Genomic DNA, 25,380 nt, shown 5'->3' on the forward strand with positions numbered 1-25,380 from the left:
TCGGCTATACGTAGTGAGGGATTTGAAAGCTGAAAGTTTCAAATCGGCACGAAGTAGAGCGAAGCCGTTTATATATTTTAAATTTTCACTAAATATACAAAAGGCGAAGCGAATTACAAGCAGAAAATTTAAAATATTCACTTGACCCCGCATTACGTATAGCCCTTGTTAGCTGTAGCCTTTATTCTTCGATTTTATTCTTTGTTTTAGAAATTATTTTCTTGAAATCTACTAACATATTATTATTTAATAGGACAAAGACTACATATTCTGGCAGGGTTACTAATATAACTTTATAATCTTTATTTTGTTGCTGAATGGATTTGTTTAAAATATTTTTAAAAGAATTTAGATATTCATACATAGCCTGACCAATATTTTCTCTATTAACTTGTTCAGAAAAAATAATGTATTCAGTTTCATTTACTGTTATTCTATGATATATTTTTTCTGTACTATTTTCGTCAAAAGTTTCGTCTTTCCAATCTAATCTTAATCCATTTTTTTCAAAAACTATTTTTGCTGATTCTAAATATTCAACAAATTGTCCTCTAAACAAACTACTTGACCAAACTTCAAAAGCTCTAAACTCCGAAGTTGAAGAACCATTTTTATATTCTTTTAGATTATATACGTCAGAAATATAATAATCGTTTGGGAATGTTAACCAACCTTTTCCAATATATTGATTTGAATTGTCATTGTAGTCAAAATCAATTTTTTCTTTTAGTTTGATTTTTTTTAAGTTATCGTCTATTAAATCAAAATATCCGATTTTTTCTAATTTTTCCGAAATTTTATGGTCTTGAGAGAATCCTAGACTTGATAACAAACTTATTAATCCCATAAATATAAATCTTAATTTCTTTAACGGCATTTTTGGAAAGGTTACAGCTAACGGTTTTGGCTATGAGTAGTTGGGGTTTTTATACCAAAAGTTTAGGCTAAATACCTAACTTTATTCTTGTACAGAACTTTGAGTTAAGCCTTTAGCCACACTTTTGCAAATATGTTGTTGGTGGAAGTGGTTATTGCAAATCCACTTCCGTTATTTCAAAAACAAACTTACTGTAATGGTCTCTACTTTCTACCAATTTCCAAGATTCACGGTCTCGAGTTTTAAAAATACTTTTACCTGTATCATTTGGATAGTAGGTTTTTTTTACAATACTATTTATTTTAACTTGAACAGAGTCGATTAAATAATATTCGAAATAAGATTTATCTCCTCTATCGTCACAAAAAGAAGATTGTTCAATTTGCTTATCATTCTCTAATATTATTTGTGAATCTTCTTCTCCATAAAATAACAGTTCTACATTATTTTGAGAGATATTGAGAATAGAATAATTATAACAATATTCAGGCTCACACCCCATAAAAGACAATGCTAATAAAACTAATATTATAAGCTTTTTCATAATTATCAATATTAGTTATAAAAATACGCATTAAACAAATCATTTACGGCTTGTTGCTGATGGTTTCCATTATTTTGTAATAGCCTATTTCTAAAACCTTGAACGGTTTCTACTCCAGGTCTCAAGGCTCCAAAAATTTGACCAATGGTATAACCATTTACATTATCGGTGAATCCAGGTCTAACAACATCTGCATTGTTGTCTATTAAATCGTGAACAATACCAACAGGAATCCAACCCTCCATTCTGAAAATTCTATTTGTCGCATCTCTAGGTCTTATAATATCTCTAGCATCAGGTCTGTTAAAAGGTGTGAAATTTTCTAATGCAACTGGTCTAATAATTGGATTATTGTTGTTATTTCCAAAATGTTGCAAAGTAAGAAAATAACCATAATAGTAGCCCCACATTTCACCTACTGCTGCTACGCCATTATTCATACCGTGTCCATCACCATAAGGTCCGTAAGTAATAATATAGTTTATGTATTTTATCCAATATCCACTACCTACTTGTTTAAAATGTGAAGCGTGTGCTAATTCATGAAAGGTAACTTCAAAAACTCTTGCCGTTCCTTGAGAAGGTGCTGCTTTTATAATTACATCTGGCAAGATTAACTTTGCTAAAATCCAAATTTTATTAGCAGCTATTGTTAAGCCATTTGCTTTTGATAAGAAAGTAACAAGTTGTGAGTTTGTTGTAAAACCAATTAAGCCCCAAACTCTCCTAAGCATTGGTGCAGAACTTGAACCAGTAGCATCTTGCGCAACTATTCTTAAATTAGAATGCGGTGTTCCAACTCCAAATTGATTGCAATAGTTGAAATAATTTACTGTTGCATTATTTACAGTAGAAAAACGCCAACCCTTTGAATTTGTAAAAAATGTTATGCTATGCCCCGCAGAACTATGTTTACCTCCACTATATCTGCCAGAAGTAACGCTAATGATAGAAGGCCAAATTTTAAATCCACGAGAATTTTTAAAAACTACTTCATAATTTACATCTCTTCTAAAAGTATTATCTACACTGTAAAATCCGTTGTTATCTGTGTAGCCTTTACCCCATTTAAACCATCTTCTTGTTTTTACTTTAACGCCAATTACAGGGTCAATTGCACCAGTTGTAGTATTCTGAACTCTAATATGTCCTTGTGGTCTTCTTTTTGGTCTTCTCATTTGCAAGTCAGAACCTTGAACTTCGCTCTGCTCTATATTACCTGTTAATCGTAGTGATTCTTCTTCTAATTCTTCTAAAAATGATGCAGTAAACTTATTTGATATTGCATTGCTATTACGTTCAAAGATACCGTCTTCTTCGTCATCTTCTAATTCGGGTAAAAACAATTCTTCAATAACTTCAAATCTTGTATCTGTAGGCATTTTATAACTAACAGGAACAGAAGTATAAAGCCAGTAACCTTCTTCTGTTAGTGTGTTTTCGTCAATTTCCAAATCACCTTCTTTGACTATTTCATAATCTAATGGTAAAATGGAAAAGTTTAAGGAGTCAGCTTCAAGCTTATCAAGTTGGTCAGCATTTTCAATAAAGAACTTTACATACAAATCGGTTACTTCAACATCATCCTCATTTATATCAGTTCGCAAGGCTACACCATTTTTTTGATTTTTCGCCTTTAAACTATTAAATGCCTTACGCATATTTGTTACAGAATATGGGTTTTCTAATTTCTTGCCAAGAAAACTATTTAACCCATCACTTGCTTTTTCATCAGGAACGTTTTGCAAATCATCCTGTTGACAAGAGATCAAAAATGTTAGTCCGAAGACAACCATTACAAACCGTTTAAAAATTGCTTTTGTCATAATTGTATTTATTTAGTGTTAATATTTCAGCGCTTAGTTTTTCAACCATTTCCACCAACGGTCTGCGTGTATGAGTAGTTGCGTGGTTTTGCACTTAACTTTGCAAGCACACACCAAACTGAAAATCCGCGAGGATTTTCAGAAGTAGGCGAGAACAAGCAATTACTTATAGCCATTGTTGCCCACAGTTTTTTTTATTCTGTCATCCATTTCATCAAGTCCTTTTCGTTCACAATTGTCCAAGAATGAGGGTGTCTTTCTCCATTTGCTCTATAACCTTTATTTTCTGTTTCTATGAGTTCGATATTTTCACTTCCAAATTCAGTTTTTAATTTGTCCGACAAATTTTTAAGATAATAAGCATTTAGGTCTTCGTAGTCATTTTTTCTGTTCTCTTGCCACCATTTTAAATCAGGCTCTGTGTAAAATCTGATTTTTAGATTTTTAAGGTTCTTTAAGTTTTCGATATTTTGTGTTTCGAGAGTAAAAGGCGAGTACTTCTCATAATTTTCAATTCCATTTTCAGGATTTCCAAATTCTTTGTCAAAGAAACTTTTTATCCAAGTTGCTTCTTGAATTGATGGTTCTGAAAACTCCATTTTCAAGTTTTTTTGAGCCGTCTTATAAAGAGCTAAAAGGTCAATAGGCGAGTCCACAACAAAGACTCCTTTCGGCTGGATTTTACTTTTGCTTGCAACAAGATAATCGCTGATTAGTAGACTTACATTTCCACCACTCGAAAATCCACCAATAAAAATGTTTTCCTTGGACAAGTTGTTTTCTAATACTATTTTCTCCAATTGTTCTGCTAATTTTTGTTTTTCCGATTTGTTTAAGAATAAATGTTGATTAAAGTTCATAGCTAAAACCGAAAATCCATTTTTTATGCTAATCTCTGAAATTTTAAATTCGGAAAATGTGTTTTTGGCATCACAAGGAAAGCAAGGGAATAAAATCAATAGTCCGTTTTGTTTTTCTGACTTAATTAATTCAATATCCGATGTTGTTATTTCATCAGATACTGGTTTTTCAGTCTGAATATCCTCTTTGTTTTGTCCTTTACAGGAAATTACAATTAGAGCTAAAATTATGATGAGTGTTCGCATTTCTTAAATTGTGGGCAACGGTCTAGTATATGAAAAGTAGGCGATTTCGAAGTACAAAACTTTCGGTTAAGCATGGTGTTTGATACGAGTCAAACCACTTGAATTTAGCACTAATTCGCCTATTTTTTATATACATTGTTAGCTGCTGGCTTTTTTTCTTTAAATTTTTCAATTTGTCTTCTGTGTCTCAATATATGCACAATTGCGTGTTCAAGTAGTTGTTCAACATCATAGTTTTGTCCCCACCGAACACTTATTTTTTTCTTCGGGTCGTTTTCGCACAATTCAAGATTCGGATAGTCAAAAAATAACTGTTCATTGTATTTAAACATTTCATTTAGTGCCAATTTATAATCTTGGGCAGTTTGAAGTTTTATTTTGTTTTTATAATCTACGTTTTCACCCAACCATTTTCTAATTTCCACAACATAGGTATATCCACTTTGGACAACGTGAGTCAGAATGTTTTGTATTGACTTGCAATCTTCATCATTAGTTTCAAAATCAATAATTTCTGCTAATTCATTTTCTGAAATGTCATTAATAGTTTCAATGAGTTCATTCAATGACTTTTCGTATTCATCAAGTAAGGCTCCAATTGCTCCATTATTCCTAAATTCCTTTTTCTGATTCATTTTTGTCTTGCTTGCAGCTAACGTTTTGGGGCTCCTATGTTTGCAAAGTAATAAATTTGCAAATAAAAAGCAAAAGGAATGAGAGAACATTCGGGGCTTAATAATCTAAAAGATATATTCTCGCAAAGAACCATCCTCATTCCTTTACTTCTTTTAGAGTTTGAACAGAATGTAAAGAGTTTTATAAACATCTTGAATAACAATTAGGAGACAAAACGAAGGAAGATTTTGCTTTAATAAAATTTACAACGTATGAAGATATTAAAACAAGTTTTGGGAGTTGATGTTGCACAAGATGAGCTGGTTGTAGCTTTAGGAACCCTCCATGAAGATTTAACAATAGAAACGAAAAATTATCAGGTTTTCTGTAATAACGAAAAAGGTTTTAAATCGCTATTACAATGGGTCGATAAAACGAAATCTAAAGACGTAGAAGTTGTTTTTGTGATGGAGTCAACAGGGGTTTATCACGAGCGTTTTGCTTACTTTCTTTATGATAAAGGAGAGAAAGTAGTGATTGTATTGCCTACTAAAATCAGCAATTTCATGCGTACTTTAGACATTAAAACCATTACCGATAAAAGTTGCTCCATCGCCATTGCACAATTTGGATTAAGCAGAAAATTAGAAGAGTGGCAACCGTCAAATAAGGTTTACAAAGAGCTTCAGCAGTTGAGCAGGGAGAAAAACCAAGTAATCAGCGAGCGCGTGGTTTGTATGAACCAGCTTCATGCAGAAAAGGCAGAAGCTATGCCCAATATACGAACAATCAAACGATTGAAAGCAAGAATTTCATTGCTGGAAAAACAAGAAAAAGAAATCAACACCGATATGTTGAAAGAGGTAGAAAACAGCCAAGAAGCTAGCGAAGCAATACAATATATGAGTAGCATACCAGGCGTGGGAAAAGCCACAGCCATTGCAATTTTAGCAGAAACCAATGGTTTTGAACTGATAAGAAACAAAAAACAGTTAACCAGTTATGCCGGGTTGGATATTAGGGAAAAGCAATCAGGCACATCGGTAAAAGGCAAGGCAAGAATCAGCAAAAAGGGCAACAGGAATTTACGCAAAACACTTCATTTTCCATCAATGACGGCAGTAAAATTCAATCAGGAGCACCGTGAATTGTATCAACGCATAGTAAACAAAACAGGAGTTAAAATGAAGGGGTTAGTAGCTGTGCAGAGAAAATTATTAGAATTAACGTATATTTTATATAAAACCAAAACATTCTACGAAGTCAACTTTGAAGAAAATAGGGCGAAAACTCAAATAGATTTCCACCCTATAGAAGCTAACTTGTAGTCGCTTTAATTTTTACAAAATTATAAAAAAAACATTAGGTTTTTAACACAGAATCTTTGCGATGGTGGGGCAATCGAAACACAAATCTTCAATTTTACCCAAAAGTTGAACCGAAGAACAACCGTTGAACTTTGCAGTTTCGCCCCACTATCGCAAAACCCTTGTTGGCAGTAGTGCTTTTTCGGGTTACTCTAAAATGAATTTCTTTGGATAGTTTTCAATTTCTTCAACTTCAAAGTATTCATCAAATTCCTCCTTCTCTTTGGTTTCATAAAAATTAATGATTTTACTGAAAAATGCTTCGAGGGTCGGTGCAACAACATTTCGGTCATTGTCAGCGTGCCAAAACTCTATTAACTGTCCTTTTTGTTCAGTAAAAATTCCTTTTAGGTCAAAGCAAATACTGTCGCCACCTCCATTTTGAAAAATTGGTATCCAGTTTTCGTTCCACCAATTTTCGATTTCGAAGTCAAATCCAATCATTGGCGTAAGTTCAGAAGCGTCATAAAGTGCTTGGTGTAAAGGAATAAAACAAGAATTATTTACAAAAGCTTCATAACAATTTGGTTTTTGTCCGTTTTTCCATTTGTATAATGTTCGTAAATCCTTTGGTATTTCAATTTTATAATATTCTTCTAATTTGTCTAATTGAGAGTCGTCCAAAGGTTCGTTAAGTTCCGAATAATATTCAGGTCTTAGTGTAGATAAATATTTGTCTAATTTTTGAATTATTTCTTCCATTGTTTCGTCTGTGTTTCGGTTTGTAGCATTACTGCCAACGTTTCGGGGCTTTGCGATGGTGGGGCAATCGAAGCACAAATTTTCAATTTTGCACAAAAGTTGAACCGAAGAACTAGCGTTGAACTTTGCACTTTCGCCCCACTATCGCAAAACCCTTGTGTGTGCCCTGCATATGCAGGACACACCCCGAAAGCTTTTCAAATAGTTCAAAAATACAAATTTAGTTTTAAGAACCAAGTTTTCGGGGTGTTATTTTTCCAGAGGGTGTGAGTCCCTTACGAGCGGATTGAACCCCGAATCGTTAGCAAGCTGCAAGGTGGTTTATCGTGAGGTATGCACTGAAGGAAGCAGGACTGCAAAAGTCTGTACCGACGAACAGAAAGTACATAAGAGGCATAACAATAAGGATGAGTATCCACAGCAATACGAAGTCCAAAACAGTGTTCTGAACATGCTATTAAATCAGATTATTGTTATGTAGATGTACCGGCGATAGACGGAAGGAAAAAGCATTTACCAGGGGAGGTCTTGGCAATTACGAGTTAATCAAGCCAAGAAGTCAGCAGAGGTCATAGTACTTGAAAGTAACGAGTTGCGAATAGATACCGCATAGGCCTCACAAACAAGGAAGGACTGAACGTAAATCTCCAAGAAATTCGACTAGGAAAGTTAGCTTAGCCTAGTCTTAAAGTAAATTATGGATAGCTCAAAAGGTGTAAAGAGCTTTTGATTGATGATTTACGAACCGCCGTATACGAGAACCGTACGTACGGTGGTGTGAGAGGCTCTCCCTGTCAGTTTCTGGCAGGGCAGTCTACTCGATTGCCAGTAGTTTTTTATTTTTCATTCAGTACTTTTCTAGTTTGTCTTACGAGATTTACAAATAATTCCTCTTTTTCATTTTCATCCATTTTACTTACAGGTCTGTTCGGTGGATTCATTGCTTGAAATTGATTTAAATCGTCAAATTCCTCAAATAGACAAGGTTTTAAAATTACAATTAAAATTACGGCACCTTCTTTTTCGGCAGCTTCTAATAAAGGTGGAAGTTCGTCTGAAGAAATAAAATCAGAACCCAAGAAATCTGTACTAACCAAAAGAATAGCAACTTTGGTTTCCAAAATAGCATTTCGGATTTCGTCTTTCCACTTTTGTCCAGGCTGTATTCTCGAATCATCCCAAAAGTCGATTTGACTTTTAAATGGCTTAAAGTGTCTTTGAATGTCACTTAAATATTCTTTATCAAAGTGGCTATAACTAACAAATACTTTTTCTCGAATGCTCTTGTCTAGAATTTCGTATTTCTGATGCACAACTTTTGGTAAAGTTCCTAATTCTTGGTTGAGATAAAAAATTAATCTTTCAGCCGAAATTTCGTATTGACAAGTCGAACTCGGTTTTCCTCCGTGAGACCTGTCTCTATGTTCTTTTAATTCTTCGGTTACAGTATTTTTAATTTCGTCCAAAAAAATCGCCTTAAATTCAGGCGAGTAGAAGTCCGATAATCGATATTTTAAATCACTCAATTTATCAGATGAATCTTTATTTGGATTTGAAAGAGAACTATTTTCATAAAATTCTCTTGCTTCTTCTCTTATTATTTTTTCTTAGTTCATTTTTCGGTCGATGTGTTCAAATTACTGGCAACGAGCTACGGCTTGGCGATAGTGGCGGATTTGGAAGCCTAAACTTCAAACTTTCCACTGATGTTAGCAACAGCTTTTTATTTTTACTAAATTACTAAAAAAGGAAATATAAAAAGCTGTTGTGGATAAAAATGACGAAACTTCGTATTATGACTTAACCCGCCATTTCGCCAAACCGATGTTGTACGTAGTGTTTTTATTCAATTAGTAATTTTTCGGTGTATTCAGTAACGAAACTTCTTAAAAATCCATCTATATCTTTTTGTTTCCAACCATCTTTTTTTAGTTCTTTTTTACGTTCAAGATATTCGTTAGACTTTTTGTAAGCTTCAAATTGTTTTTCTTTAAGATTCTCATACTCCTTGAAGTTTAAATCTTTGGACTTTATATATTTACCTTTTTCAATTTCAATTATTATATAATTTTCATAAGTTGAACCATATCCCATATGAACATAATTAATTAATTCTCCATATGGTAAAGTAAGTAGACCATTGAACCAATCAATTTTCCGATCTTCAGTTTTCGGAAAGACTTCATTTATCACACTTTTCCATTCTGTATCATCGGATTTTTCATTCCAAATTTGAATTTTTATGTCTTTTACGTAAAGTTGATTTTCAATTATTTCGAATGTTGCAACATAGCCTCTCCATAAAGCTGTTGACATTACACCACCTTTAGGTCGTTTATCTTCATTCTTTTCAAAATATTTTTCAAGTGGATTTGTGAGTAAAGAATATTCTTTGTTATTAAATACGATTCTGTCAGGATATTGTGCAGTTGCAAATACCTTAGCAAAACTAAAAACAGACAATAATATTACGAGTATAATTTTCACGAGATTTGTTTTAACATTACGTACAACGGTTAGTATATGAAAAGTAGGCGATTTCGAAACACTAAACTTTCGGTAAAGCACAAAGTTAGATACGAGCCAAAACCCTTGAGTTTACTACTATTTCGCCTATTTTTTATATACATTGTTACCACCAGTTATTTTTATATCAGTTCCACCTGAATCTTATTCAATTCAGGTTTAATTTTAATCCAATCCTTATTTTCCTTTTCAGGAATACAGTCAATTAAACTCAATCCGTTTATATAATTCTCAACAGCTTTTTTTCCGAGTTTTATTTCCATTTCATAAACTCCTTGTCCGTCTTCTCCAATCCAAGCACGAGTCAAAATAGACTTGTTTTTCTTTATATTCTCTTTTGATAATGATTTTAAGTCAAAAGGAATTGGGTCAACTCCATCGCACCAAAATCTTTTTACGCTTTCGATTCCTAAATTTTCAAAATGAAGTTTCCATTCCAAATGTGTGCAAAAATCATTGTTAAAAATCGGTTCATCAAGATTATAGTTAAAGGCTCCACATTTCGGACATTCAGCGTTTTGTTTTTTCAGTTCGTCAAAATCACATCGATGACATTTTCCATATTCTGGATTTAAATGTGTCACAATTATTTTCGCTTCTTTGTGACTGACTTTAAATTCATCCATTAGCTTTTTGATAGCAAATAGTTTGAAGTCTTGTTTTACCAATCCAATAACTTCAAATTTCTGCTCTTCTGGTAAATTCAGCTCGTTTATTTCGTTTTTGCACTTTTTACAATAGAATTTCACTTGATTGGTTTTAATTGGTGGTAACGGTTTGCGTGTATGAGAAGTAGCGGATAAAAAAGTACTTCACTTTCAGTTCGGCATTGACTTTCATTAAAAGCACTGACCTTTGATTTAGCACTGAACCCGCTATTTCTTATACACGCTGTTATGTGGCGTTTTTTCTTCATTTCTGTCGATAAAATTGAAACCTATTCCCGTCAATTATTAGTATTCCGCTTTTTTCACTGTCTTTAAAACTGCAAGTCAACAATTGTTTTCCATTGTCAAGATGTTGATTGAAATGAGCGTGAAAAATAAAGTCAAATTTGTGAATTGGTTTTATTTTCCCATTTTCGATTTGTCCTATGTATGTTCCATTTTCGTCAGAGTAAAGGTGAAAAAGTTGCTTGTCGGCAACAAATGAAGTCGGTATATAAAAGTCCATTGTATCTAGCAACGTTTCAACACCTTTTTCAAAGCGGCTTCCTTCGTGTCGGTCGAATTTTAAGTCAGATTTTTCAAGTTTTGACGGGTCTTTGATTTTCAAAACACTTGCAAACCCCATCATATGTCCCATATAGTTAGTTACGTAATATTCCCCATCAATTTTGTTAATGACCACTGGACAAGTTGAAGAAGCTTCAAAACTTTCGTTGGTTTTCTTGTCTTTGAAATAAATTGTACCGCCCCATTCGCCATTGCAAGTTGCATAAATGTCATACTGTTCGTCTTGGTAAAATTTTAATTTTCTTGTTTCGGTCAGTTTAAAGTCAGCTACATATTTACCCAACAGTAGATTTATTTCTTCAAATTGGGATTCTTTCACGTATAAGCTGTCATTTTGCACTATCAGGTCATAGTGTGGCATTCCTTGAACTTCTTGTGGGACGAAAACGTCTTCAACGAAATCTCCATTTTGACTGAACACTATCATTTTCTTAAATCTCTGTGATGTGTTCTTTCTGCCTGTCTCAAACATCCCGTAAAAATTGTCTTGAAACAGAACAACTTTTCTTAGGTATCCGTCAATCGAAATATTTAGAGTGTCGAAGCTAACTTGAAAGTTGGCTGAATTAGTTGAAGATATTTCAATTTCCTTATTATTCGTAGTCTGTGATTGACAGGACAACAAAGTCAAAAGTGAAAAAAGTATGATGAGATTTATCTTCATTGTCGTTTTTTTAAATGCCACATAACGGTTTAGGGCTTTGCGTTCGGGCGGGTTTCGGAGCACAAAGCTTCAATTTATTACTAAAGTTCATTAGAAGCACAAAGCTTCAAGTTTATACGTCACCCCGCCTGACGCAAAACCCTTGTTAGCAGTAGCCGTTTTTATCAGTCTATATGCTTTAAAAAGTCCCCCCATTCATTTTGTAAAAAGTTACAGAATTTTTTAATCGTAGTCTTTTGACTTTCAGAATAATTTTCGCTATCCTTAATTAATTTTTTACAATATCCATTTACTAATGGTTTTCCTTTTCCAGTTTCTATATTTTCGTCAATAATTTCAAATTCAAGTAACACAATTTTTGCCCAAACTTTCAAGTCAGTTTCGTTAAAACAAACTTTATTGTCAAAGAATAAAGCGAAATCTTTTGGATTATCTTCAATAAACTCTTTTCCAAGATTTCCAAGACCTTCAGAATATGCTCCATCAGAAATTTTGTATGAGTTAGTCAATACTCTGAAATAAAATTCTCTTGTTGCTTTGTCCTTGTCTTTTAATTTACCAAAATATAAAAGAGGCTCTTCTGAATATTTAGCTGTGTTGTTGAACAACTCCTGTGCTAATTTTGGCGTTTTAGGATCATTAAGTAATTTGTCAAAGTTGCATTTTATTTCATTGTCAGCCACAGTTACTTTATCCATTATTTGTCCTTCTGGATTCGGAACTAATTCTCTGTTTTCATTATACATTTCATTTTTCTTGTCGTTTTGTTTACAAGAAATTAGAAATATCAGAATTCCAAATATCAATATGTATACTACGTTTCTCATACGGTTACTGCTAACGGTTCTGGGCTTTATGTAGGTGGGGCAAGTTAGCAATTAAGTTGATTAAAATTCCAAATGTTCAAACAGGTACAAATGTTCATTAAAATTCCTTCAGCCCCACTTGCATAAAACCCTTGTTATCTGCTGTTTTTTTTATTCTGTTAGTTCTTCATATTTTATTATTATTTCAAAATCATAATTATTTTTTACACAATAAACAGGTTTTGATAAACAGTCATATGGTAAATTTTGATTTTCAAGTTCTACACATATTAAGCAATTTTTTGAATATTTTTCTAAACTTGAGTTATATAAATTTTGATACTTTTCTACTTCGTATTTTTCGTTTCTATATTTTTTATCTAACTCAACGTCAATTTCGTCAATAAGTTTCTGATATTCATTTTCAGTCAAAGCCATAATAATCGTTATGAATGTTATTATAATAATAGTCATCATATACACTTCTCAAATCAAAAGGTGATTTACCATATTCATAATCATCATATTTTTTTAATAATATGTTGTAATAATAACCTAATTGTCCAATGCGAATAGATTTTTCAGCAGTTAAAAAAATATCGTTATCCTTTTTTAATTCATTTAAAAAATCTTTCTTAATTACTACTGCTATTCTATTTTCATTATCCCAATGTCTAAAAAAGTTAGTATCATTTCCTCTTTTATCTTTAGCTGTATTAAAATGAAAAGTATTTATATTTAGTTCTTTTTTTATTTCTTCAATTGTTCCATCAAATTCATTAAAATTAATTTGTTTGAGTAGTCCTTTTTCATAATATGTTCTTTTCAATTCTATCTCTTTTCCAACGTTGTCAGAGTAATCTAATAATTTTAAATTGAATTTTAAGTCAATAATTTTGAATGTTTTTGAAAAAGAATGTTTGTTAAAATTATATTTTAAGATTAAAAAATTATCAAAAATTATATAGTCACCAAACATTAACTCATTAGTAATGTCAAAGTTTAAAAATTCAATTTTATCATTTTCTTGTAACGTAACTCTAAAAATTTCATTACTCCATTGTCCGATTAATTCTTCTTTAGTAAATATTCTCATTTATAACGTTTTTTTGATAAAATAGCAGATAACGTTATCGGCTATGAGTAGTTGCGTGGGTTATCACTTAACTTTGCAAGCACACACCAAGCTGAAAATCCGCAAGCCCCGACGCTTCGGGGTTCAGAAGTAGGCGAGAACAAGCAATTACTTATAGCCATTGTTGTGGTTAGTGTTTTTTTATTCATTTACTCAATTTTAATATTCTAAATGCTCCTTGAATTACCAAAACAAAAACGATTGTCCCGATAATCAAATCAGGTTTATTTGAACTTAACCAATTTACTAAAATTCCTGCGATAATCACTCCCAAATTGATAATCACGTCATTCGAGGTGAAAATCATACTTGCTTTCATATGAGCTTCTTCTTTGCTCTTTGACTTTTGTAAAATGTAAAGACAAATTCCGTTTGCAATAAGTGCAAAAATCGAAACGATAATCATTGTTGAAAAATCGGGAAGTTTCTCGTCTCCGAAAAATCTCCTTAAAACTTCCACAAATCCGATAATCGCAAGTGTTATTTGAAAATAACCAGCAAGTTTTGCAATCCGTTTTTTTCTTGTTAGAGTTCCGCCAACCGCAAACAAACTAATTCCGTAAACGAAACTGTCGGCAAGCATATCCAAACTATCGGCAACTAATCCCATTGATTTTGAGATTATTCCAGTAGTCATTTCGATTAGGAAAAATGCGAAATTTATTCCGAGTACAGACCAGAGTAGTTTTTTCTGGTTTGAGTTTTCATTAAATTCAGTTTGGTCGGTTTGTTCGGTCGATATTTTCTTTCCGCCTAAATTCAGTTCGAGGACAGACTTTTCGATTTGGTCAGTTTCTCCGCTGTGAAAAACGGTCAGTTTTCGGTTGGGAATGTCAAAGTCCAAATTCACAATGCTTGAGATTCCGTCTAATTTCATTCGGATTAGATTTTCCTCTGAAGGACAATCCATTTTGGTAATCTCAAATATCGTTTTGTTCATTCAATTTCGTTGGTTTTTTACATTAACCACAACGGCTCGGCTATGAGTAGTGCGGGGTTTTGAAGCCGAAACTTTCGGTTAAGCACTAGTCCAAGCGAGCGTTTTTTTATTTTTAAATTTTCTCAAATATAAAAAAATGCGAGCGACTTTTATGTACAAACCTTCGGATTTTTCCCATAAGCCCGCATTACTTATAGCCCTTGTTAGCAACAGTTTGATTATTTTCTATAAAAGAACCAACCATCTTCAATAGTAGGTTGCCAGTTTTCATTTTTATGTTTTTTTATTTTTAATTTCTCGTATATACACTTTGGTCCTGTAATAGTCATCGTATAAGATTTTCCATTATTTCTCATATTTTTTTCGTTAAGAGTATAAGTAACTCGATATTTATCTTTCTCAACAATTTTATCAATGTATGGATATAGAAACTCACTAATTGCTTTTGGACTTGAAAACTTATTTGATTTTTTAAATTCAATTTCAAAACTTCCCTCATATTTAAAATTTGGTGCATAATCAAAAAGGAAATTCGGATTGTTTTTCTGTATTGTTAAATATTTTTGATATTCCTCAGGACTTTTAAAGATTACTTCTTCATAGTAATAGCCAAAAGGATATTTTTCATTCAAATTCGTAATCTGATTTAAGTCAAACTTATAAGTGTGACCATCATGTGTCATTACACTTTTCTGAGTAGGGTTAATTGTCCAAGTTCCTTCTTCTTTAAAATTTTTAACAACAGTAATTCTGAAAGCTGGTCTTTCGGAAGAATTTGGAATTTCTTCACCGAGTTTAATATTCTGTATAAATTTTGTGATTTCTATAGAATCCTCAATGATAAAGTTATATTTTTTATAAGTTTTGGTTTTATCATATTGCGGATATCTACCAATAATTTTTGTAGTGCTATCAATTGTCAAAGTGTCAAAAATATTTTTCTGCGAAAAAACATTGATTGAGCTAATTAATAAAATTAATACAAATAATTTCTTCATGGGAGTTTGATTAAATTGTTGCTAACGTTTTGGGGCTCCTATGTTTGCAAAGTAATAAATTTGCAAATAAAAAGCAAAAGGAATGAGAGAACATTCGGGGCTTAATAATCTAAAAGATATATTCTCGCAAAGAACCATCCTCATTCCTTTACTTCTTTTAGAGTTTGAACAGAATGTAAAGAGTTTTATAAACATCTTGAATAACAATTAGGAGACAAAACGAAGGAAGATTTTGCTTTAATAAAATTTACAACGTATGAAGATATTAAAACAAGTTTTGGGAGTTGATGTTGCACAAGATGAGCTGGTTGTAGCTTTAGGAACCCTCCATGAAGATTTAACAATAGAAACGAAAAATTATCAGGTTTTCTGTAATAACGAAAAAGGTTTTAAATCGCTATTACAATGGGTCGATAAAACGAAATCTAAAGACGTAGAAGTTGTTTTTGTGATGGAGTCAACAGGGGTTTATCACGAGCGTTTTGCTTACTTTCTTTATGATAAAGGAGAGAAAGTAGTGATTGTATTGCCTACTAAAATCAGCAATTTCATGCGTACTTTAGACATTAAAACCATTACCGATAAAAGTTGCTCCATCGCCATTGCACAATTTGGATTAAGCAGAAAATTAGAAGAGTGGCAACCGTCAAATAAGGTTTACAAAGAGCTTCAGCAGTTGAGCAGGGAGAAAAACCAAGTAATCAGCGAGCGCGTGGTTTGTATGAACCAGCTTCATGCAGAAAAGGCAGAAGCTATGCCCAATATACGAACAATCAAACGATTGAAAGCAAGAATTTCATTGCTGGAAAAACAAGAAAAAGAAATCAACACCGATATGTTGAAAGAGGTAGAAAACAGCCAAGAAGCTAGCGAAGCAATACAATATATGAGTAGCATACCAGGCGTGGGAAAAGCCACAGCCATTGCAATTTTAGCAGAAACCAATGGTTTTGAACTGATAAGAAACAAAAAACAGTTAACCAGTTATGCCGGGTTGGATATTAGGGAAAAGCAATCAGGCACATCGGTAAAAGGCAAGGCAAGAATCAGCAAAAAGGGCAACAGGAATTTACGCAAAACACTTCATTTTCCATCAATGACGGCAGTAAAATTCAATCAGGAGCACCGTGAATTGTATCAACGCATAGTAAACAAAACAGGAGTTAAAATGAAGGGGTTAGTAGCTGTGCAGAGAAAATTATTAGAATTAACGTATATTTTATATAAAACCAAAACATTCTACGAAGTCAACTTTGAAGAAAATAGGGCGAAAACTCAAATAGATTTCCACCCTATAGAAGCTAACTTGTAGTCGCTTTAATTTTTACAAAATTATAAAAAAAACATTAGGTTTTTAACACAGAATCTTTGCGTTCGGGCGGGATTTCGAAGCCGAAACGTTCAGCTAAAATACAAATTTCAATAGAAGTACAAAACTTGAATTTTGCACTTCAGCCCGCCTGACGCAAAACCCTTGTTGTAGGCAGTGTTTTTACGGTTTGTATGGTTTTTCTTTTTCGTTGTCTTTATAATATTCTGAAATGATTAAAAACTGTTTGTCTGTTAAAAGCATTGTATGTAAATCATTACCACCGTAAAGTAAATAAAATTGTTCGTCTATTTTTTTGTTGTTAAGTATTTCATTCACTTTCTTAAAAAAGTTTCTTGGTGCTGTGTCCCAAAATGTTTGATTATCAAGTTCTTTTTTCGTGTAAAGATTTAATTTTTCCCCGTTGATTATTATGTCATTTGTTTTTTCATAATCATCTGCCGATTTTACGGTCAAACTCACATTTCTTTTTTCCAATATTTTATTTATTTGCGGAAGGAAAAAGTCAAAACTAAATTCGGCAAGTTCTTCTGCATCAATATGAGCTATTTTGAGATTATCGTCATTATAAATGTAAAAGTTGCTAATGAGTTGTGCTTTTAAACTGTCAATTTTTGAATTGTCAGCATATTTTAGGAAGTCATTGTCAATAAGTTTTTCTCCATAAATACTATCAGACTTTTCCATATTCACATTTGACTTACTATTATTTTGTGTCTGTGCTTTTGGGTTACAACTGATTAAAAATATCAAAAAAAATAAAATCGTTAATTGTTTCATTCGGTGTCGTTTTTTCTAGCATTGCCTACAACGATTGAGTATTGCCCGAAGTGCGGGGAATTTTAAGACTAAATGTGAATAGGAAACTTAATCTTGAATTAGCTCAAAAGTTTCTACAGATACCATTCAGCCCCGCATTTTGGCAATACTATGTTGTAGGCAGTTTTTTTATTTTTTGTTGTTTATTTTTTTGATTTTTTACCGTTTTAGCGTCATTTTTCGATGTTTTACGTGAGTGTAGTCAGCGCTTCGCCGTCGTCAGTAACAATAATGAACTGACAAACAATTTTTCAAAATGTCTTTACGAAAACTAAACTGCAACTTGTATTTTTCTCACTTCTGTTTTGCTGATGGTAATGTTGGCAAAACAATCCAAAACAGGAATGTAAATTTTCAGTCTATTTCCGCTTGTCGAACAGATTAATTCTCCTTTTAGTCCAATCAATTGTCCATTTATCACTTCTACTTGGTCGCCTTTCTCATAATTTTCATCAATTTTTATGTCGTCTAAACTACAAAAATATTTAATATGTTCAATTTCTTTTTCACTCAAAGTTGCAATTTTTCCTGCGAAATACAAATAGCGCACAATTCCAGGAACTTCGAAAACGTTTTGTCGTTCTTTTTCAGTCAGATACACAAAAACAAAACTCTTAAAAAGCACTTCGCTCACTAATTTTTTTCGGTCACTCCACGATTTAATTTGTTTGCGAAGAGGCAAATAATTCTCAATTCCAAGAGTTGTCAACCGCAGAGCGACTTTTTTTTCGGCTTTTGGATTTGTTCGTAAAATGTACCATTTTTTTTCGCTCATTTGTTTGTCAGTCGTCTGTTCGGTTAAAATTGCCTACAACGGTCTCGGCTATGAGTAGTTGCGTGGTTTATCACTTAATTTTGCAAGCACACACCAAACTGAAAATCCGCGAGGATTTTCAGAAGTAGGCGAGAACAAGCAATTACTTATAGCCATTGTTGTATGCCGTTTTTTTTATTATCCATAAGGTAAAACTCTATGTAACCATCTCTTCGCACCATCTACATCATAATTTTCCAAACATTCTTTTACCTTTCCAATATTGTATTTTAAACTTGTTACTTTATCCTTTTTTGTTTGAGAATCGTTCCATTCAGTTGATAATTGTCCAACAGCATAGAAAAATCCTTTTTCTACATTATCTCCATAAAAATTCAATCCAGTGATAAAAAGCTCTAATTTATATGAATCATACGGATACCCATTTGTGCAATTCCACGCTTTCATAAGACGTATAATTGGCCGAACGACTGAATTATATTTCGTATTTACTTCGGTAAGTTTTGACTTAACATCATTTGGGTCGGTTGTTTGCCAACCATAGTCACCAGGGATATACAATGTCGAAGACCAATAAGTACTCTCTTCTTTTGCTGGAACAAGGTCATAATGAATATTTCCAAGTCTAATAGTTACAGTAGGAAATGACCTCACTACTTCTGAACCATATCTATCTTTGTAATATTTATCACCGAAATTTTTTAACCAGCCTCTATACGTTTCAGGTGTTCTTTCATATTCCGTATGGTTGAATACAACCATTATGTCAATGTCGGATTTGCTATCAATTGAACGAGGAAGAATAGTATCTCTGTCATACGACCCAAAAACAAACCTTCTTTTGATAAGAATACCTAACTCCTTATCAAGGTTTGCCAAAAGATTGTCTTTTGAAGTATTTATTCTTGTAATTTCAGCTGAATCCTTTTTTAAGTAAAAAGAGTAGGATAAGCTTCTTAAATATGTATCTATTGAACTTGCCATATTATAATTCTAATTCGCTTTCAGTATATGATTCTTCTCCAGATTCAATTCCTTTTTTGGCAAGTTCATAATCTGATTTACTTGTAGGAAACGATTCCGCTTCTTTATTTATGACCTCTATTTCGTTTGCAATTTCTTCAACACTTTCAATCAAATGTTTGTCCTTTATTGCATCATCTTCAATATACGCTTGAAGTCTATCGCATCTTTTCATAATAGCTAAATATTTATTCCCAACTCTTCTGTGTCCTTCAACTTTCTTTTGAAGATTTAAAAAAGTCTGAAATCCGCTTAAAAGAGCTGCAATAAGTGCTAAAACTAATGGTATAAATTTTATCCAATTTGTAACACCATCTGTTAAAACGTAAAACAAAACAGAGCCAGTCAGAACATTAATTACAATTAATGGAATTCCTATCCAATAGTGTTGCTTTTCTTTTCTGTCAGCCGCATTAAAATGTTTTTTCTTTCCGTAAAGAGAGTCAACTTTAATTCTTTTTATTTTGTCTTTAGTATTTTTCATTGGCTTTGTTCAAATGGCATACAACGGTTTGGGCTATGAGTAGTGCGGGTTCTCGAAGCCGAAACTTTTCAGTTTGACACGGATGGTAGCCAAAGCTACGCTTTGCGTTTTATCTTTCTTTTTTCCGAAAACGTCAAAGCTTAGCTTTGGCGGAATGGATGTCCCAAACTTTGATTTAGCACTTAAACCCGCATTACTTATAGCCATTGTTAGGCAACGTACATTAATTTTTAAACTCATTTTTTATCCATTTTTCTACTTGCTGTTTCTTAATACCTTTGCTCACTGATAAATTTGCGATTTTTTCAAAATTGAATTTAATTTCAAAATATTGTTCAACTTTGTTGATAAACTCATTTAGATTTAATAAATCCGGGTTTTTAAAAACTGTTTTATCAACATTGATTTCAAGGATGCGACTTTCAGAAAAAGTTATTCTCTTACGCTTTTGAGATAAATCATTTTGGATGTCGATATTATAAGTATCTCCCATTGTCTGTGGTTGCCCTAATCTCATATCAAATGAAAATCTTTTCTCTTTTTGCTCGTCTGACAAATTATTGGGAGTAAACCATTCGCCATCTGTTGTAAGTTTAAAAGATATTGACCAGTCATATTTATTTTGAGGCTCAACACCAATATTTTTTAGTAGCTGATAGGCTGGTAGATTATCAAAAATTCTATCATAATATTTTTTGATTTTGTCGTATAGTGGGTTTTGAACATCAGAATACCCAAAAAGCTCGAACAAAAAATGTAAATAGAAAGGTTTTCCCGATATGTATTTGTCAATTAAGCCATCGAAATATTTCAAAGTATTTTCTTCTTTGGAAAAAGATAAAACAGTCCAAACACCTCTTAATCCTACAATATCGTGATGTTCAATGTATAATCGTTCAGTCTTATCGTATTCGGCTAAACAATCTAATAAAAAATTGTTTACTTCTATCGTTGAAAAAGGTTTTAGCTTGATTACATTTTTATTGTCAGGATAATAGCTGTCACTTTTGATTTTGTTGTAAAACTGATTAACAGTTTTAGAAACTTCTTTTGGTAATTTGTCTTTTTCTTCGAGAATAATATTTCTTAAATAACTCATTTTCTCATTTTTTGCAGTATGTTTTTCGTATGTTGCCTAACGGATCGGGTATTGCCGAAGGCGGGGAATTAGAAGCACAAAAACTCAATTTATTACCGCTGTTAGCAAAACCATTTTTTTATTTGCTAATGTACAAAAAAGAGGAAATAAAAAATGGTTTTTGCGGAATAGAATTACAAATGTTCAACCTTGCACTTCAGCCCCGCTTTTGGCAATACCTTGTTAGCTGTAGCTTTTTTTATCTTTTTTTCCAAAATTGCCACCATTTCTTCGGCTTGTAATAAATGATTTCTCCAATTAGAACGCCTGGTTTTTCAATTATTAGATTTGAAATTGGTAGTTCATTTTTGTAAATAGTTCTTTCGGTTTGTCCTTCAAAACCATATTCTGCATTTACTAATATTACAATTTCTTTTCTTAAATAATCCTTTGGTAGCAAAAAGTGAAAATGTCCTAACGAATCGGTTTCTGTTTTTATGTCAGTTCCTTTTATTTCAACAATTACATTAGGAATTGGATTTTTAGAATCTTCTTCGATTAATGTTCCTGAAATTTTATTTTTTATAGTGTCGTTTTCGATTAAGTTTGGTTTGTCTATTTGCTTTTTATATGTTTCTGAATTGAATTGTTGAAAGTGTTTAATTATTTCAACATTCGTTTCTGTTGCGTAAATATTTGTTGAAGATATTATTACAATACTTGCGACAATTTTTTGCCACTTATTTATTTTCGATTTTTCTTTTATGGAGATTATTCTATTTATTTGTCCATAGCTGAGCCTTGCACAAATCGTTTCATCAGATTTATTTAGGAAGTTAATAATTTCTTCGTCTGTCCAATTCATAAAATCAAAAACGCTCTTATTGCATAAAGAACAAAATCTTGACCTGTCCGAAATATTCATTTCATTCCAGCTCTTCTTTTTACAAGGATTTTCGATATTTAGTTTGTAGGTTGCTTTCATAAAGTTACAGCTAACACGCAAATATATGGACATTTTTTTATTCTAACAAATTGATTTTTTTATTTAATACATCATAATTCAGATAGATATAATTTTACATGCTGTCCATTTTTTATATATGATATTTTATTTTTATTTTTGATATATACATTTTACAGACATGAATTTAAGTGAATATGAATTTCAGCCGGGAAAACATAACCATAAATCGGTTATTTGGATATCCTTTCCATATAATCTACATCTTAAAAATGAACTAAAATCTCGTTTTCCATCAGCTAAATGGTCTCAATCACATAAAAAATGGTATTTACCAGATTTTCCCTCCATAAGAATGGCTTTATCTATGGATGCCAATCGCATTGAAGATAAGTATTTATCGCTTCTTAAACCTATAAACCAAAAACCTTTATTGGATTTTATAGATCAGTTAAAATTGAAATCTTATAGCCAAAATACTATCAATACTTATGTCAACGAATTTTCTCACTTGCTGATTCTCTTAAAAAATCATTCCGTTGATGAGTTATCTCCCAATCGACTGAAGGCATATTTTTTGTATTGTGTAAATGATTTACACATGAAAGAGCGTAAAATGAATGGTAAAATTAATGCCATTAAGTTTTACTTTGAGCAAGTTTTGCATAGGCCTAAAATGTTTTTTGATATACCAAGACCTAAAATGCCACAAACACTGCCAAAAATGCTAAGCAAGGCTGATATAAAAAAAATATTTGAAAAGGTTGATAATCCAAAGCATTTGCTGATGCTTCAACTTTGTTATGGAATGGGGCTTCGAGTGAGCGAAATCGTGAACATTAAAATCAACGATATCGACAGTAAGCGGATGCAGGTTCACATCCAAGGGGCAAAAGGAAAAAAGGATCGTTATGTCACTTTACCGGAATCTGTTTTACCACTAATGCGAGAATATTATTTAATTTACAAACCAAATATTTGGCTGTTTAATGGGCAATACAAAGGGCAATATAGTATTGGAAGTGTGCAGAAAGTTTTTAAACGTTCAATGAAGAAAGCTGGTATTCATAAAGAGATTGGTATCCATGGACTTCGGCATAGTTATGCTACGCATTTATTGGAGAGTGGTGCTGATTTACGTTTTATTCAAGAACTTTTGGGGCACCACAGCATCAAAACCACGCAGATTTACACCCATGTTTCCGACGTTTCTAAAAGCAAAATCAAAAGTCCGTTAGACGATCTATAAAACCATTTATCAATCACCCCAACAAATGGGCAACAATAAAATACCAACCGGCAATAGTAACAAACGATAGCGGTATGCCATAACCCACCATCATATTGCTTAATTCGGGTTTTAGTCCGTAAGTCGATGCCAAAATAGCGCCTGTGATCATTGGTGCCATGGCTGCTTCGATGATGCATACTTTGGTGGCCAGATCGGTTCTTCCTAACACAAAATAAAACAGGGTGAGTATTACAAATGGCAATATAACAAGTTGGAAAAAAAGTCCTAGCAATAGAAACTTAAAATGTTTACCATAGGTTTTAAATTTTAATTGATAACCCACCGAAATAAGTGCTACGGGAGATATAGTGGCTGCCAATTGCTTAAAAGTGGTGCTCAACACTTCGGGAAAATCAATCTGAAAGACAATTAATAACACACCTATTAAAAAAGCCAACAAAGGCGGAAAAGTGAACATTTTTTTTAGGATAGATGCCTCGGCTTTTTTTTGATTGGAATACAGCGTTGCTACCAGCACCCCCACAGTTGAAAGTACCACAAATGTACCTGGAAGATCTACAATGATTAAGGTGTTTAAACCTTCATCGCCATATAAAGCCTGAATAATCGGAATGCCTACAAATGAGGTGTTTCCCAAACCAGATGTAATGATTAAACAGCCTGTTAGCTTTTTTGACCATTTATAAATCGATCCTAAAAAATGGAACAATACAAACGATAATCCAAAGGCAATCCAAGCGACCGATGCGGGCAAAAGCAAGTCCCAGCTTAATTGTATTTTGGGTAAATAATGCAAAGCCATGGCGGGCAATGCCACATACAAAATATACTGGTTTAGCACCGTAGCGGTGTTTGTAGGGAAATTTTTTACTCTTTGTAGGGCGATACCAATAAACAAGCAGAGAAATAGTAAAAGAATACTAGACATATTTTATAATCAATAAAAAACCGAAAGTTTTTTAGTCTTTCGGTTTGATTTTTTATTTAGTTACCGGTGTGCCGTATAAATCAAATTCGGAGGCATCATAAATTTCAATAGTAGCAAATTCGCCTACTTTTAAATAGTGTTTGGTGGCATCTATCAACACTTCATTATCCACATCGGGCGAATCGAATTCGGTTCTTCCAACAAAATTATTGCCTTCTTTTCGATCGATGATGCAGCGAAATGTTTTTCCAATTTTTTCTTGATTCAATTCCCATGAAATTTGAGCCTGAATATCCATGATTTCATTGGCACGGTTTTGTTTTACATCGGCAGGCACATCGTCTTCTAACAAATAAGCGTGGGTGTTCTCTTCGTGTGAATAGGTAAAACATCCTAAACGTTCAAAACGCATTTCTTGTACCCAATTTTTAAGGATTTCAAAATCTTCTTCGGTTTCACCCGGATAGCCCACAATCAAAGTGGTGCGAATGGTGATGCCGGGAACGGCTGCTCTAAAATCTTTTAAAAGCTGTGTGGTTTTTGCATAAGTGGTGCCACGGCGCATTGATTTTAAAACATTGTCGGCAATGTGTTGCAACGGAATATCGATATAATTACAAATTTTTGGCTCGCGTTTCATTAAATCCAACACATCCATTGGAAAACCAGTTGGGAAAGCATAATGCAAACGAATCCATTCAATACCTTCTACTTTTACCAAGTTTTCAAGCAATTCTGCTAAATTGCGTTTTTTGTAAAGATCTAATCCGTAATACGTTAAATCTTGTGCGATTAAAATCAACTCTTTAACGCCGTCTTTTGCCAAATTTTCGGCTTCTTTCACCAATTTTTCAATGGGTTGCGATGCATGTTTACCGCGCATTAAAGGAATTGCACAAAATGAACACGGACGATCGCATCCTTCTGAAATTTTTAAATAGGCATAATTTTTTGGTGTGGTGGTCAATCGTTCGCCCAATAATTCGTGTTTGTAATCAGCTCCTAAGGCTTTTAGCAGCAAGGGCAAATCGGTCGTCCCAAAATATTGATCCACATCAGGAATTTCTGCTTCTAAATCGGGTTTGTAACGTTCAGATAAACATCCGGTTACAAAAATTTTATCAACCAAACCTTGATCTTTTCTGTCCACATAATCTAAAATCGTGTTTACAGATTCTTCTTTTGCATTATTAATAAAACCACAAGTGTTGATCACCACAATATTTGCCTCGTTATTGGCAGCTTCGTGTGTAACGTCTTTTCCACTTGCTTTCAATTGCCCCATTAGCACTTCGCTGTCGTACACGTTTTTGGAACATCCAAGGGTCACTACGTTGATTTTATTTTTCTTTAAAGATTTAGTTCTCATAAAATTAAAATTCAGGG

General features: G+C 32.9%; 27 protein-coding genes. 3 read left to right on the forward strand and 24 right to left on the reverse strand.

The genetic code is table 11. From position 1 onward, the window contains the following. Positions 1-181: 181 nt before the first annotated feature. From NPX36_RS10565 to NPX36_RS10590, 6 genes are all read right to left on the reverse strand, one after another. Positions 182-847 (reverse strand): hypothetical protein, encoded by a 666-nt coding sequence (locus tag NPX36_RS10565; protein WP_257498662.1) that lies wholly within the window; start codon positions 845-847, stop codon positions 182-184. A 181-nt stretch (positions 848-1,028) separates the two neighbouring features. Then, the gene (locus tag NPX36_RS10570; RefSeq protein WP_257498663.1) at positions 1,029-1,421 is read right to left on the reverse strand and encodes a hypothetical protein; all 393 of its coding nucleotides are present in this window, start codon (positions 1,419-1,421) and stop codon (positions 1,029-1,031) included. An 11-nt stretch (positions 1,422-1,432) separates the two neighbouring features. After that, positions 1,433-3,247, reverse strand: a complete 1,815-nt coding sequence (locus NPX36_RS10575; protein ID WP_257498664.1) for a hypothetical protein — start codon at positions 3,245-3,247, stop codon at positions 1,433-1,435. 41 nt (positions 3,248-3,288) lie between these two features. Then, a complete protein-coding gene (locus tag NPX36_RS10580; RefSeq protein ID WP_257498665.1) occupies positions 3,289-3,423 on the reverse strand; it encodes a hypothetical protein in 135 nt (44 codons plus the stop codon). Positions 3,424-3,441: 18 nt separating this feature from the next. Further along, on the reverse strand, positions 3,442-4,353 hold the full coding sequence (locus tag NPX36_RS10585) for a hypothetical protein (RefSeq protein WP_257498666.1): 912 nt from the start codon (positions 4,351-4,353) through the stop codon (positions 3,442-3,444). Between the two features lie 119 nt (positions 4,354-4,472). After that, a complete protein-coding gene (locus tag NPX36_RS10590) occupies positions 4,473-4,988 on the reverse strand; it encodes a DinB family protein (RefSeq protein ID WP_257498667.1) in 516 nt (171 codons plus the stop codon). 252 nt (positions 4,989-5,240) lie between these two features. On the opposite strand from NPX36_RS10590, the gene NPX36_RS10595 reads away from it, so the two are divergent. Continuing rightward, on the forward strand, positions 5,241-6,296 hold the full coding sequence (locus NPX36_RS10595; protein ID WP_257498668.1) for an IS110 family RNA-guided transposase: 1,056 nt from the start codon (positions 5,241-5,243) through the stop codon (positions 6,294-6,296). 186 nt (positions 6,297-6,482) lie between these two features. On the opposite strand, the gene NPX36_RS10600 is transcribed toward NPX36_RS10595, so the two are convergent. The 10 genes from NPX36_RS10600 to NPX36_RS10645 all read right to left on the reverse strand — a co-directional run bounded on the left by NPX36_RS10600 (position 6,483) and on the right by NPX36_RS10645 (position 15,341). Continuing rightward, entirely contained in the window at positions 6,483-7,037 is a 555-nt protein-coding gene (locus NPX36_RS10600) for an SMI1/KNR4 family protein (RefSeq protein ID WP_257498669.1), read from the reverse strand. Between the two features lie 836 nt (positions 7,038-7,873). Continuing rightward, the gene (locus NPX36_RS10605) at positions 7,874-8,563 is read right to left on the reverse strand and encodes a toll/interleukin-1 receptor domain-containing protein (protein ID WP_257498670.1); all 690 of its coding nucleotides are present in this window, start codon (positions 8,561-8,563) and stop codon (positions 7,874-7,876) included. A gap of 316 nt (positions 8,564-8,879) precedes the next feature. Continuing rightward, positions 8,880-9,524 (reverse strand): hypothetical protein, encoded by a 645-nt coding sequence (locus tag NPX36_RS10610; protein WP_257498671.1) that lies wholly within the window; start codon positions 9,522-9,524, stop codon positions 8,880-8,882. Between the two features lie 161 nt (positions 9,525-9,685). Next, positions 9,686-10,312 (reverse strand): hypothetical protein, encoded by a 627-nt coding sequence (locus NPX36_RS10615; RefSeq protein WP_257498672.1) that lies wholly within the window; start codon positions 10,310-10,312, stop codon positions 9,686-9,688. Positions 10,313-10,475: 163 nt separating this feature from the next. Continuing rightward, positions 10,476-11,462: a hypothetical protein gene (locus NPX36_RS10620; protein ID WP_257498673.1), complete on the reverse strand. Its 987-nt coding sequence runs from the start codon at positions 11,460-11,462 to the stop codon at positions 10,476-10,478. 164 nt (positions 11,463-11,626) lie between these two features. Beyond that, on the reverse strand, positions 11,627-12,289 hold the full coding sequence (locus NPX36_RS10625) for a hypothetical protein (RefSeq protein ID WP_257498674.1): 663 nt from the start codon (positions 12,287-12,289) through the stop codon (positions 11,627-11,629). A gap of 150 nt (positions 12,290-12,439) precedes the next feature. Continuing rightward, the gene (locus NPX36_RS10630; protein ID WP_257498675.1) at positions 12,440-12,706 is read right to left on the reverse strand and encodes a hypothetical protein; all 267 of its coding nucleotides are present in this window, start codon (positions 12,704-12,706) and stop codon (positions 12,440-12,442) included. Continuing rightward, a complete protein-coding gene (locus tag NPX36_RS10635; protein ID WP_257498676.1) occupies positions 12,693-13,364 on the reverse strand; it encodes a hypothetical protein in 672 nt (223 codons plus the stop codon). Before NPX36_RS10635 ends, NPX36_RS10630 begins: the two co-directional genes overlap by 14 nt. Positions 13,365-13,548: 184 nt before the next feature. Continuing rightward, complete coding sequence (locus tag NPX36_RS10640) at positions 13,549-14,343, reverse strand: cation transporter (protein WP_257498677.1); 795 nt, start codon at positions 14,341-14,343, stop codon at positions 13,549-13,551. A gap of 218 nt (positions 14,344-14,561) precedes the next feature. Then, positions 14,562-15,341, reverse strand: a complete 780-nt coding sequence (locus NPX36_RS10645; RefSeq protein ID WP_257498678.1) for a hypothetical protein — start codon at positions 15,339-15,341, stop codon at positions 14,562-14,564. A 256-nt stretch (positions 15,342-15,597) separates the two neighbouring features. On the opposite strand from NPX36_RS10645, the gene NPX36_RS10650 reads away from it, so the two are divergent. Further along, positions 15,598-16,653 (forward strand): IS110 family RNA-guided transposase, encoded by a 1,056-nt coding sequence (locus tag NPX36_RS10650; RefSeq protein WP_257498668.1) that lies wholly within the window; start codon positions 15,598-15,600, stop codon positions 16,651-16,653. Between the two features lie 180 nt (positions 16,654-16,833). On the opposite strand, the gene NPX36_RS10655 is transcribed toward NPX36_RS10650, so the two are convergent. The 6 genes from NPX36_RS10655 to NPX36_RS10680 form a co-directional block, all read right to left on the reverse strand. Then, positions 16,834-17,358, reverse strand: coding sequence for a hypothetical protein (locus tag NPX36_RS10655; RefSeq protein ID WP_257498679.1), 525 nt, complete (start codon positions 17,356-17,358; stop codon positions 16,834-16,836). Between the two features lie 403 nt (positions 17,359-17,761). Beyond that, the gene (locus tag NPX36_RS10660) at positions 17,762-18,265 is read right to left on the reverse strand and encodes a UpxY family transcription antiterminator (protein WP_257498680.1); all 504 of its coding nucleotides are present in this window, start codon (positions 18,263-18,265) and stop codon (positions 17,762-17,764) included. A gap of 177 nt (positions 18,266-18,442) precedes the next feature. Beyond that, positions 18,443-19,249 carry an SMODS domain-containing nucleotidyltransferase gene (locus tag NPX36_RS10665; protein WP_257498684.1) on the reverse strand — a complete coding sequence of 269 codons (807 nt, stop codon included), beginning with the start codon at positions 19,247-19,249 and terminating at the stop codon, positions 18,443-18,445. Between the two features lies 1 nt (position 19,250). Next, positions 19,251-19,772: an SLATT domain-containing protein gene (locus NPX36_RS10670; protein WP_257498685.1), complete on the reverse strand. Its 522-nt coding sequence runs from the start codon at positions 19,770-19,772 to the stop codon at positions 19,251-19,253. 223 nt (positions 19,773-19,995) lie between these two features. Next, a complete protein-coding gene (locus tag NPX36_RS10675) occupies positions 19,996-20,871 on the reverse strand; it encodes a hypothetical protein (RefSeq protein WP_257498686.1) in 876 nt (291 codons plus the stop codon). A gap of 238 nt (positions 20,872-21,109) precedes the next feature. Continuing rightward, the gene (locus tag NPX36_RS10680) at positions 21,110-21,835 is read right to left on the reverse strand and encodes a carboxypeptidase-like regulatory domain-containing protein (protein ID WP_257498687.1); all 726 of its coding nucleotides are present in this window, start codon (positions 21,833-21,835) and stop codon (positions 21,110-21,112) included. 160 nt (positions 21,836-21,995) lie between these two features. Here NPX36_RS10680 and NPX36_RS10685 point away from each other — a divergent pair, with 160 nt between their 5' ends. Beyond that, complete coding sequence (locus NPX36_RS10685) at positions 21,996-23,063, forward strand: tyrosine-type recombinase/integrase (protein ID WP_257498688.1); 1,068 nt, start codon at positions 21,996-21,998, stop codon at positions 23,061-23,063. 13 nt (positions 23,064-23,076) lie between these two features. Here the strand turns inward: NPX36_RS10685 and NPX36_RS10690 are convergent, their stop codons facing one another. After that, a complete protein-coding gene (locus tag NPX36_RS10690) occupies positions 23,077-23,994 on the reverse strand; it encodes an AEC family transporter (RefSeq protein ID WP_257498689.1) in 918 nt (305 codons plus the stop codon). Positions 23,995-24,046: 52 nt separating this feature from the next. Further along, a complete protein-coding gene (gene rimO, locus NPX36_RS10695; protein ID WP_257498690.1) occupies positions 24,047-25,363 on the reverse strand; it encodes a 30S ribosomal protein S12 methylthiotransferase RimO in 1,317 nt (438 codons plus the stop codon). Positions 25,364-25,380: the final 17 nt, after the last annotated feature.

The organism is Paenimyroides aestuarii, assembly GCF_024628805.1.
Lineage (GTDB): Bacteria > Bacteroidota > Bacteroidia > Flavobacteriales > Flavobacteriaceae > Flavobacterium > Flavobacterium aestuarii_A.